Source organism: Priestia sp. KCTC 13724 (genome assembly GCF_056820425.1).
In genome coordinates this window covers 1-574 of record NZ_JBXDLD010000194.1, presented here as the reverse complement: position 1 = coordinate 574, position 574 = coordinate 1, and the positions used below count along the sequence as shown (strand labels likewise).

1 protein-coding gene is annotated in these 574 nt (G+C 36.9%); it reads right to left on the bottom strand.

Features of this window, described 5'->3' with window-relative positions; genetic code table 11:
- Positions 1-490: transposase (locus AC1UFB_RS20335; RefSeq protein ID WP_482589965.1), on the bottom strand; the 490-nt coding region annotated here is incomplete at its 3' end.
- Positions 491-574: the final 84 nt, after the last annotated feature.

Here is a 574-nt window from a genome sequence, read left to right as displayed (position 1 = left end):
CTTCTTGATTGCCATAGGTGTCTGAATGAGTAGAATCCAGGTCAAAGATGAGTGCTTTCGGGAGTCCTTGGGACTCTCTGAATTTATGTACTTTATCCAGTAGTTCTTGATTGGCATGTTCCAATTGTAGGATTGACTGTTGATCAAACCGTCTAAAAAAACGGGATAAACTTGGCTGGGAAGCTAACGCATCTGTTCCAAGAACTTGGGTAAACACCGGATCTTGTGTTAATTGATCTGCAGCGTCATCTTCAGAATACCCGGCAATTAGTTGATAAATCTTTTGCCGAAGTAAATTTTCATTTGAATGAATAAAGTAAGCCCTTGTGTCTTTCAAACTTAGATGGGTAGCTAAGGTCTTTGAAAAACCGAGTTTTTCATCGAATTCTCGAAAGATGAATTCACCTGTATCAGAGGAAAGAGAACCTCCATCATTTGATACTTTAATCTTACGATTGAAATTTAGAGTTAATTGCGGTAAAGTAGCCATTAAAAGAATCCTTTCTGATGGTTATTTCATGGGTGTTTTAACCTTATCAGAAATGGATTCTTTTTTCATTTATTTCGTGCATAT